Origin of the sequence: Acinetobacter sp. TY1 (genome assembly GCF_048551395.1) — a bacterium.
GTDB lineage: Bacteria > Pseudomonadota > Gammaproteobacteria > Pseudomonadales > Moraxellaceae > Acinetobacter.
In genome coordinates this window covers 1-10,432 of sequence record NZ_JBLYZK010000045.1, presented here as the reverse complement: position 1 = coordinate 10,432, position 10,432 = coordinate 1, and the positions used below count along the sequence as shown (strand labels likewise).

Annotated in this window: 8 protein-coding genes; 3 read left to right on the top strand and 5 right to left on the bottom strand. The window is 38.1% G+C overall.

The window, feature by feature from the left end; all coding sequences use genetic code 11:
- The coding region (locus tag ACK2M2_RS15610; RefSeq protein WP_419349772.1) for an ESPR-type extended signal peptide-containing protein at nt 1-2,310 on the bottom strand (2,310 nt) is incomplete at its 3' end.
- Nucleotides 2,311-2,907: 597 nt separating this feature from the next.
- On the opposite strand from ACK2M2_RS15610, the gene fmt reads away from it, so the two are divergent.
- Entirely contained in the window at nt 2,908-3,867 is a 960-nt protein-coding gene (gene fmt, locus ACK2M2_RS15605) for a methionyl-tRNA formyltransferase (protein WP_419349770.1), read from the top strand.
- Nucleotides 3,867-5,177, top strand: a complete 1,311-nt coding sequence (gene rsmB, locus ACK2M2_RS15600) for a 16S rRNA (cytosine(967)-C(5))-methyltransferase RsmB (RefSeq protein ID WP_409512914.1) — start codon at nt 3,867-3,869, stop codon at nt 5,175-5,177. Before fmt ends, rsmB begins: the two co-directional genes overlap by 1 nt.
- 215 nt (nt 5,178-5,392) lie before the next feature.
- On the opposite strand, the gene ACK2M2_RS15595 is transcribed toward rsmB, so the two are convergent.
- The 4 genes from ACK2M2_RS15595 to ACK2M2_RS15580 form a co-directional block, all read right to left on the bottom strand.
- Nucleotides 5,393-5,536, bottom strand: coding sequence for a methionine/alanine import family NSS transporter small subunit (locus tag ACK2M2_RS15595; protein WP_409512915.1), 144 nt, complete (start codon nt 5,534-5,536; stop codon nt 5,393-5,395).
- An 11-nt stretch (nt 5,537-5,547) separates the two neighbouring features.
- Complete coding sequence (locus tag ACK2M2_RS15590) at nt 5,548-7,026, bottom strand: sodium-dependent transporter (protein ID WP_419349767.1); 1,479 nt, start codon at nt 7,024-7,026, stop codon at nt 5,548-5,550.
- Between the two features lie 344 nt (nt 7,027-7,370).
- Nucleotides 7,371-7,958, bottom strand: a complete 588-nt coding sequence (locus ACK2M2_RS15585; RefSeq protein ID WP_419349765.1) for a DUF1287 domain-containing protein — start codon at nt 7,956-7,958, stop codon at nt 7,371-7,373.
- 66 nt (nt 7,959-8,024) lie between these two features.
- A complete protein-coding gene (locus ACK2M2_RS15580) occupies nt 8,025-9,470 on the bottom strand; it encodes an aldehyde dehydrogenase family protein (RefSeq protein ID WP_419349763.1) in 1,446 nt (481 codons plus the stop codon).
- Nucleotides 9,471-9,608: 138 nt separating this feature from the next.
- On the opposite strand from ACK2M2_RS15580, the gene ACK2M2_RS15575 reads away from it, so the two are divergent.
- Nucleotides 9,609-10,298, top strand: a complete 690-nt coding sequence (locus ACK2M2_RS15575; RefSeq protein WP_409512919.1) for a TIGR04219 family outer membrane beta-barrel protein — start codon at nt 9,609-9,611, stop codon at nt 10,296-10,298.
- The last annotated feature ends 134 nt before the right edge of the window (nt 10,299-10,432 follow it).

Sequence of the window (10,432 nt, the reverse complement as noted above, 5' to 3'; positions counted from 1 at the left end):
ACCCGCTTTAATATCGGTTTTTGTTGCCGCCGATAGGTCTAAAGCATAGTCAACATTACCATTAGCATCTTTTGTACTCTTCACCACCGATAGCGCACTTGAAGTCGATACGCTAGCTGAATCTGCGTTGACTGTATAAGTATCGTTTTTCGTTGTTGCATCTGTTGTTTTGCTAACAGTGGTATTTTTCCCTTGGGCAACTATTGTTTTTGCTGCCGCTGCCGCTGCTTGGACATCACCAATATTCGCCGCATTCGATGCTGTCGTACCACCACTTGCTACATTAGTAATCGCATTGTTGCCTGCATTAATACCTGCATTCGTTACGCTTACTGTCTTCGTCGGATCAGCATTTGTAATCGTTAAACCTGTGTTATCTAGTTTTGATGAACCTGTGGTAACACTAGTCACATTCAAATTCGGATTAAGTTTAACTTGTACGCCTGTTGCTGTTGCTGTTGTCGTGATATTCGGATCACCCGTAACCGCTACAGCATCTCCAAGCTTTTTAATCCCTGTCGTTCCACTATCACCAGTGAATGTTAATCCTTTGCTATCTACCGCAGTTTTAGCATCTGTACCCGCTTTAATGTCGGTTTTTGTTGCCGCCGATAGGTCTAAAGCATAGTCAACATTGCCATTAGCATCTTTTGTACCCTTCACCACCGATAAAGCACTTGAAGTCGATACGCTAGCTGAATCTGCGTTGACTGTATAAGTATCGTTTTTCGTTGTTGCATCTGTTGTTTTGCTAACAGTGGTATTTTTCCCTTGGGCAACTATTGTTTTTGCTGCCGCTGCCGCTGCTTGGACATCACCAATATTCGCCGCATTCGATGCTGTCGTACCACCACTTGCTACATTGGTAATTACTTTATTACCAGCATTTACACCACCAGTCTTGCTAATACTCGCTGTATTTGGCGTCTGTGTCGTACCATCCGCATTAACGAATTGCATACCATCTTTGGTAACACTCAATCCGCCTGTTGCATCTTTTACAACCAAGCCTGAATTATCAAGTTTGCTATTCCCTGTGGTAACACTATCAATAGTAATATTTTTAGCTAACTTAACTGTAAGTGTGTCCGTCCCATTAGAAACAACACCAATATTATTATCAGCGAGTTTTGTTGTATCTGTTACACCACCTACAATTTTTGAGGTTTCCCCAATTTTTCTAGCGAAATTATTTCCAGTCGTTACTGAGTTTGTTGTACTAACATCACCCTCATATTTAAGATTCGTTGCTTTTAACTGGGCAACTGTTACAGCATCTGTATCTTCAGCACCATCCGCTAAATTTTGAATACGACGTTTTTGTGTATCAGAACCTACGGAAACTACACCTACAGCAGCTGTAGTAGCCTGATTTGTAAGGTATGCCGCTTTTGACATCGCGATTGTTTTTGAATTATTCCCTAATGCAACTGAATTATCTAAACTTGCATTTGCACTATTACCAACTGCTATACCGCTTTTAATATTACCAGCTGTTGCATCATTACCAATTGCAATACCACCGTCTGTGCGTAAATATCCAGCATTATCTGCATTTGCACCAGTACCTAATGCAATACTATATGCATATGCTTTGGTATTTTGTCCAATCGCTATTGCATTAACATCTGCTACTCCTCCTGATCGACCAGCATCAGCATTTGCACCAAGTGCAATGCTCTTATCAGAAATAGCACCAGCATTTGTTCCTATTGCAATTGTATCGTTTGCACTAGCAGTTGAACCTGCCATTAAAGCCAAAGCATGATTACCTGATGCTACAGCGCCATTTAAAGAATTACTATTTGCAGAAGTATCACCACTTGAACCAATTGCTACAGAGCCTATACCATTAGCCATAGGACTTTTTAAGGTAGTCGTTAAACCACTACCAACAGCTACCCCACCTTTCCCTGTAGAAATCGTCATATTACTATTAAAATTAGAACCGATAATTACAGATTGATCTCCATTACCCGTAATATCATTACCAATCACTGTCGACTGAGAACCATTAGCTCGTGTAGTCGCACCTATTGCAATCGCCTCTGCACCATTTGTTCCAACAGTAGCTGAACCATTACTACCATTCCCTATAGCTAAGCCTGTAGTAGAACTACTATTATCGACTCCCCCGCCAGCAGTATAAGCTGCCATCGCATTTGGACTAAAAGTTACCATCAAAGCAACAGTTGTAGCACCAATAATTACCGTGACTTTAGAAGATTTTGTTTTACCTTTAGCGAGCTCAGACACTGCAACCCACGTCCCCAAAGTAGCATTCCAGATGACTTTATAAATCTTGTTCATTATGTATTCCTATTGGTTCGTGGTTGCAGATTGTTTTTTGCTCTGCAAACACTCATTAGTTTTCGCTACAGAATTGTTCTGTAACTTGATCTTTTTTTGCTTATTCCTTTTCAAACTACAGATTGTTATTTACCTGTAGTCTTGTGTTTTTTGTGTGCGTAGATTTTTATACTCCCTACTTTTGCACATAATTCATACAAACCGTTTCTCTTATTTAACAATCTGTTCACAAAAAAAGCAATCAATTTTATGTGAAATAATTGGCTTTTTTATTTCAAAAACGTCACTAGCATCCACTATGTTCATTTTCCATTAAATTCATTATGTTTATTAATATATATATTTGATTCAAAATATTAAAAAATACCAATTATTATTAAATTTAAATTCAAAATAACTTGAAATAAATTACCTTTATTGACTATTTGTGACTTTTTTTGGCATTTTTATTCTTATTTTTACTACATTTTATAATTGATTAGTTTACATAATTTAACTTTGTTTTTTTTCTAAATTATGTTTGTGATCATTTATTCGTATTTCATAAAAATAGCTTTGCTATAATCAACACCAGATCTTTTATATCGAGCCAGAGCTTTGAGAATTATTTTTGCAGGTACGCCTGAATTTGCTGCAAGTGCATTGGCGGCATTGTTAAATACCAACAATGAAATTGTTGCTGTCTATACGCAACCTGACCGCAAAGCAGGTCGTGGGCAAAAACTAACGGCCTCTGCCGTAAAGCAATTGGCACTCGAGCATGATCTTCCTGTTTATCAACCTTTACATTTTAAATCTTCAACAGAAGAAGGCTTAGCCGCACAAGCAGAACTCAAAGCTTTAAATGCCGATGTCATGGTCGTTGCTGCTTATGGACTTATTTTGCCGCAAGTGGTTTTAGACACACCCAAATATGGTTGCCTCAATATTCACGGTTCACTATTACCTCGTTGGCGAGGTGCTGCACCTATCCAACGTGCAATTGCTACAGGTGATGCAGAAACAGGTGTGACTATTATGAAAATGGCGGCAGGTTTAGACACAGGTGATATGATGCTCAAAACCATTTGCCCAATTACCGCAGATGACACATCGGCAAGCCTACATGACAAACTTGCGCTACAAGGTGCAACAGCCATTTGCACTGTTTTACAATCTGAAGATACGCTCAAAACTGCTTTGGATAATCGTGAAGTGCAAGATGAAGCACTGACAGTTTATGCACATAAATTAACAAAAGCTGAAGCGCAAATTGATTGGTCACAATCCGCAGTTGCTATTGACCGTAATATTCGTGCTTTTAATCCATGGCCTGTCGCATTTACACCGCTCGATGAAAATAACAACTTACGTATTTGGAATTCATCATTGTCAGATGTCAATCCAGGACAAGCACAAGCAGGCGAAATTGTACTTCTCGATAAAAATGGCGTGCATGTCGCATGTGGCGATCAACGCTGTATTTGCATTACCAATTTACAATGGCCGGGTGGCAAAGCCCTAAACGCTGTACAAATTAATCAAACTCAAAAACTTACTGTTGGACACATTTTATAATGAAGCAATCTCCCCACGCCTCAGGTAAAAACTTAAACTTACGTGCTCAGGTTGTGAAAACGTTATTGGCTGTCCAAAATGGTCAATCGCTTTCTTCAGTTTTAAATCAGCATATCAATATCGTGTCAGACAAAGACCGTGCGCTCTATCATGAGTTGGTTTACGGTTGCTTGCGTCAATGGCATGCGCTAAAACAAGTGACATTACCATTGCTTGCAAAACCACTTGAAAATGAACTTGTTGAAACGTGTTTATATTTGGGTTTATACCAATTACTTTGCACACGTGTCGCTGCTCATGCTGCAATTTCAGAAACTGTTGAAGCTACCAAACAATTGGGAATGGAAAGTTTAAGCGGTGTGGTAAATGCAATATTACGTCGTGCTACACGCGAGTCTGAACAATTTTATGATGTACTTGAGCAGGCATCAAACCTACCAAGTTGGCTTGCTAAACGCCTAAAAAAAGATTGGGGCGAAGAACGTTTGGCTGAACTCAGCTATGAATTAAAACAAACTGCACCACTGACTTTACGTGTCAATACTCGCCAAGTTAGCCGTGAAGAATACCTTGATATTTTGGAAGATGAAGGCATCGATGCGCATCGTTGTGAACTTTCTAAAGTCGGTATTGTGATGGATGAAAGCCTGCATATTCCAAGTTTACCTGGTTTTGAAGCAGGTGGTTTTTCAGTACAAGATGAACACGCTCAGCTTTGTGCAACATTATTGCCAAATTTAGATGGTAAGTTTGTGATTGATGCCTGTGCTGCACCTGGCGGAAAAACTGCACATATCTTAGAAACTTTTGATGTGAAAAAATTGATTGCACTTGATCAAGATGAAAAGCGCTTAAAGCGTGTAGTTGAAAATCTAGATCGTTTATTGCTTGATGGTAAACACGTTGACGTTATTACTGCAGATGCTGCAAAATGGTCAGCACCTGAGCTTGCAGATTGTATCGTACTTGATGCACCGTGTTCTGCAGTGGGTGTGATTCGTCGCCATCCTGACATTCGTTTATTGCGTCAGTCTACTGACATTGCAAAAACTGTGATTTTACAAAAGCAAATTTTGGAAAATATGTGGTCGCAACTGAAAGTTGGTGGTACTTTACTTTACATTACTTGTTCTATTTTAAAAGCTGAAAATGAACAGCAAATGATTGAGTTCTTTGCTCATCATGCCAATGCGCAAGAAGTAAAAATTGAAGCGGATTGGGGCATTGAACAAATTCACGGTCGTCAGCTTTTACCACAAGTCGGTCATGGTGATGGTTTCTATTATTGCCGTATTGAAAAGATTGCATAAAATCTTAAAAATCTCCCTCTTGCGCAACTTCGTTGCTCATCTTTAAAAAGAAGGAAAATCATCAATATCAATAAGTTTTCGTTGATGAAAGCTCCCTCCTTTGAAAAAGGTAAGAAGCATTGCTTCGCAAGGGGGAGGATTTAAAAACTGACACAAAAAAGCAGGCTTTAAAAGCCTGCTTTTTTAACGCCTAAACTTGTATTTGAAATACAAAATTAAAGGGTATGTTGATCTTTTATATCTTCAAGAACGTCATCGAGCTCTTCAGGGTTTTTCATCAAGTGTAAGATCGAAAGAATCAAACCACCCCAAAGAAAAACCATTGAAATAATCATCATAATGATTGCAGAAGTATTCATTGTTCAGCTCCTTATCGATCTTTAACTTGGCTAAGTACAAGTGCCACAACCGCACAGAATGCCACACAGCCCCAACCAAAAATCATCAACATACTTGAGCTATAAGTATCATAGCCTTTGGTCACTAAGCTAAAGATTGTCATACACAATGTCACAAGTAAAATTAGTGATGTGATAACCGTCAGTGTGAAATCCCAACCTTTACCCAATTGAACAGTAGAAATACGGTTCACGTGATCACGAAGCTCAATCAATGCTGAACGCTTGAACCAAGCTACAGTAATAATTGACAATAAAGCACCACCGATAATGCCGATGTTATTGATAAAATGGTCAATAATATCAACAAGTTTAATCGCATTAACACTTGAAAATAAAGTGATTGAAACAAGCGCACTACCACCACCAATAATGGCTACCGCTTTTTTACGACTCCACTTTAACTTATCTTGCATTGCTGCAATTGGCACTTCAAGGATCGAAACCATTGAAGAAATACCCGCAACGAAAAGCGAAGTAAAGAATAATAAGCCAAATAAATCTGCACCTGAACCTAGGCTTGAAATGATTTTAGGAAATGCAATAAATGCAAGACCAATACCACCACTCACCACTTGATCAACAGGTTTTCCTGCTGCAAAAGCCATAAAGCCCAATGCCGCAAAAATACCAATACCTGCCAAAATTTCAGTCGATGCATTGGCAAAACCAACAATCAGACCCGAACCTGTCAAATTAGTTTTTGGCTTTAAATAAGAGGCATAAGTCACCATGATGCCGAAACCCACAGACAACGAGAAGAAGGTATGACCATAAGCCGCAAGCCAAACTTTATAGTCCATCATCGCAGACCAGTTCGGGGTAAAAAATGCATTTAAGCCTTGAGCTGCACCCGGTAAACGTAATGCTTGAATCACAAGAATCGTAAACAAAATGAAGAGTAAAGGCATAAAAATTTTATTGGAAAGTTCAACCCCTTTTTTCACACCACCAAATAAAATGATCAGTGTAAGTACCCAAATTCCTGTGATCGGCCAAAATAAATGACTGACAAATTGAAAATCAAAGGTTGATGCTTTTGACGTTTGCAAGTAAGTATTGAAGAAGAAACTTTCAGGATCACTTCCCCACATTTGTCCCACAGAGAAGTAAACATAACTTCCTGCCCAAGTCAGTACACTCGCATAGTACAAACCAATCACGATACACACACATACTTGCCACCAACCTAACGTTTCACCACCTTTAAATAATGCACGGTACGCTTTTGGAGGAGAAGTATTATTTTTATGTCCTGTCGCATAATCTAAAAATAACAGCGGTAAACCCGCAGTAATTAATGCAATCAAATATGGAATTAAAAATGCACCACCACCATTTTCATACGCAACATAAGGAAAACGCCAAATATTACCTAGCCCTACAGCAGATCCAACCGCTGCGATGATAAAGCCTGATCGTGATGTCCAGTTCTCACGAGAATCTGTCATAAAACACCTAATTTTTTTGTAGATGCCTTCTTTTCCGCTTGTTATTGGTCATATTGCGGATAAAAAAGTACCGAGAATTTAAATTTTGTTGTTTGAATTCAACAGCGCCTTTTGAGCACTTTGTTATCATTGCAAACCAGTCATCCTACTAGCATTCTTGGTTAAAGAACGCCAGAAAAAATCACTGTTTAATGATGCAACAATACCTGTTTTTCTTAAGTTTTTCTGTAATTTGTACCGTTTTCTGCTGAATAATTTAAGCATTCAACTGCTATTGGTCGTTTTTTTAGGCTATTTTTTTTACTCATGCTTTAAAGCCAGACTATATTCAACTTTTAGCTAATCTATTTAAGTTGAGTCGGAAGGCGATAATGACCTGTAATCTTATACTCATGCAAAATATCATTCTCCTGAGTTCCTCGACCAATATTGTGAATAATCAAAGGTGTTTTAGAAAATAAAGTGGTTTGATTTGAAACAATACCAATGTGTACTAAACCTTTACCTAAATCCCAAGTGACAATATCGCCAGCTTTGAAATTCTGATCTTTCACTACATAACCTTGACGTTGAAAATAGGTCTGAATATTCGGCACACGTCGATGATCGATATTTTTATCGGGACTTTTCAGCCCCCATTTTTGGGGATAATTTTTAAAATTTTCTTTCATATCTTCATGAATGCGCTGTTGTAAATCAATATTTTGATGACGCAAAGCACGTACCACAACATCGGTACAGACACCTTTAATCAATGGCACATCACCCGTTGGATACTTCAAAGCTGTATAAGCCGGATCATAATACAAGGTTTGTCCAATTTGAGAACGTGCATCTTTTACCAATTGTGTAGACTGAAAAGCCCAAAGTTGTAGGCTCAGTAGCAATAGAAAAAGTGAAAATGTTAATCGTACAATAGAGACTTTAATCATCGTTATATCTCCTCAAAATCTATAATTCAAAACTAAAGAAGGAGCCGAAGCTCCTTAAAATTCATTTTATTGTTTAATCACCAATAAACGCTCTTCTTGCATATCACGGATCGCAGACTGAATGCCTTCACGCCCTAAACCTGAATCTTTCACACCACCATACGGCATATTGTCGACACGGAATGTTGGAATATCATTAATAATTACACCGCCAACATGCAAATGATCCCATGCATACAGCATCTTATTAAGATTCTGCGTATACACACCCGCTTGTAAGCCAAAACGACTCTTATTGATGGTGGAAATTCCTGCTTCAAAATCTTTATACTTTTCTAAAATAGCAACAGGTCCAAAAGCTTCATCTTTATAAATTTCTGAAGTTTCATCAACATTTTCAAGTAATGTCGGTTCAAATAAGTTCTTGCTCAACACACCACCATTGAGAATTTTTGCGCCTTTTTTCTCGGCTTTATCGACCCATTTTTTCAGACGTAAAGCTTCAGCTTCTTTAATCATTGGCCCGACAAGCGTTGTATCTAAAGATGGATCAGCGGCTTTAATTTTTTTTAATTTAGCGACTAATTTTTTCTTCACATCGCTGTAAATATCGGCATGCACTAAAATACGTTGTATGCTAATACATACCTGACCTGCATGTCCGTATGCCCCACCAATAATACGATCAATCAAAGCATCAGTTACTTCAGTATCAGGTTCAATGAGTACCGCTGCATTGCCACCTAGTTCTAGAGTCACTTTTTTACGACCTGCGCGAGCTTTCATGTCCCAACCTACTTGGTCAGAACCCGTAAAGCTGAGCAACTTAAAACGGTCATCGGTCACTAAAATATCAGCATGTTCACGCTGACAAGGCAATACTGAAAATGCGCCTTTAGGTAGATCAGTTTCCGCTAAAACTTCGGCAATTTTTAAAGCAGAGATTGGCGTTAAACTTGCTGGTTTTAAAACAAATGGACAACCTGCTGCAATTGCAGGTGCAATTTTATGTGCGGTTAAATTTAATGGAAAATTAAAAGGGCTAATTAACGATACAGCCCCAATAGGGATATTCCGCACCATCCCACGATATGACCCTGCTGCTGCAGTCACAGCTAAAGGCATTAAGCGACCTTCATTAAGTGTAGAAACAGCATCTGCCGCGATTTGAAAAGTATTAATCAAGCGTTCAACTTCTGCTGCCGCTGCATTACGAGGTTTACCGCCTTCAAGAATTAATAATTCTGTCAGTTCATCACGCATTTCATTAAACCGCTTAACACAATGCAATAAAATCTTTTGTTTTTGAAAGGGCTTTAATGCTGCCATTTCTTGTTCAGCTTTTACCGCTGCTGAAATAGCCCTTTCTAAGACCTTATCATCTGCCAATGCTACACGTGCATAAATGTTCCCACTAAACTTACAATGTACATCTAACCATTGTGTTGTTTTAACCGCTTTTCCAGCGACATACAAAGGTAATTCTAAAATTTCTTGCGTAGACAAGGTCATGATTTCCTCTTTATATACATTCTGATAATGAAAAAATACTTCAACCGCTATATCATGCGCTCATATTGAAACCGAATGAAAGGTGTTTCAGTAACAAAACAAGGGAATGAAAATGTCATTTCCACCAATGAGAGCATTATGAAAAATATTCAATTATCCGTTTTAGCAGTAACTTTAGGTTTGTGTTCATTTGCACAAGCAGATTTCATTGGATTAAAAGGTGATATTAGCTATTGGAATGTCGATGGCAAAGCCAATATTGATGAAAAAAACCTAGCAGATCAAGATATTGACCGTGATGGTACAGTGCAAATTTCTGCTGCTTTTGAGCACCCAATTCCACTTATTCCAAATATCAAAGCAAAATATACACAGCTTAATTTCGATACTGAAGCAGATCAATACGGTCTAGCAAATACAGAACTTAAACTCGATCATACCGATTTAATTCTTTATTATGAAATACTCGACAATATTGTAGATGCTGATATTGGTGTCGGTGCAACACGTTTAAATGGTGATGTAAAACAATTTGGTAAATCACTCAATGTCGATGAATATGCACCAATTATTTATGCTGCGGCGGGCGTAAAATTACCTTTCACAGGTTTAAATGCGAAAGCTGAAGCCACTTATACCAATGTAAATGATGTAAAAATCACTGACGCTCAAGCAGAAATTCAATACAATTTTATACAAAGCATGCTTGCTGATGTTGGCTTAAAAGCAGGCTATCGTATTTTAAATATTGAATTAGATGATACAGAAAGCCGTGATATGAAGTTTGAGTTTAAAGGCCCTTATATTGGTCTAGATGCTCACTTCTAATTGAAAATACTCAATTAAAGTATTTAATTAAGAAAGCGAATCATCCTAATCATTACTAAAGCAGATCAGACGATCTGCTTTTTTGTACGTAAAAACTTACAAAGACTACCGTAATTAACATCTGTTCCGATTTT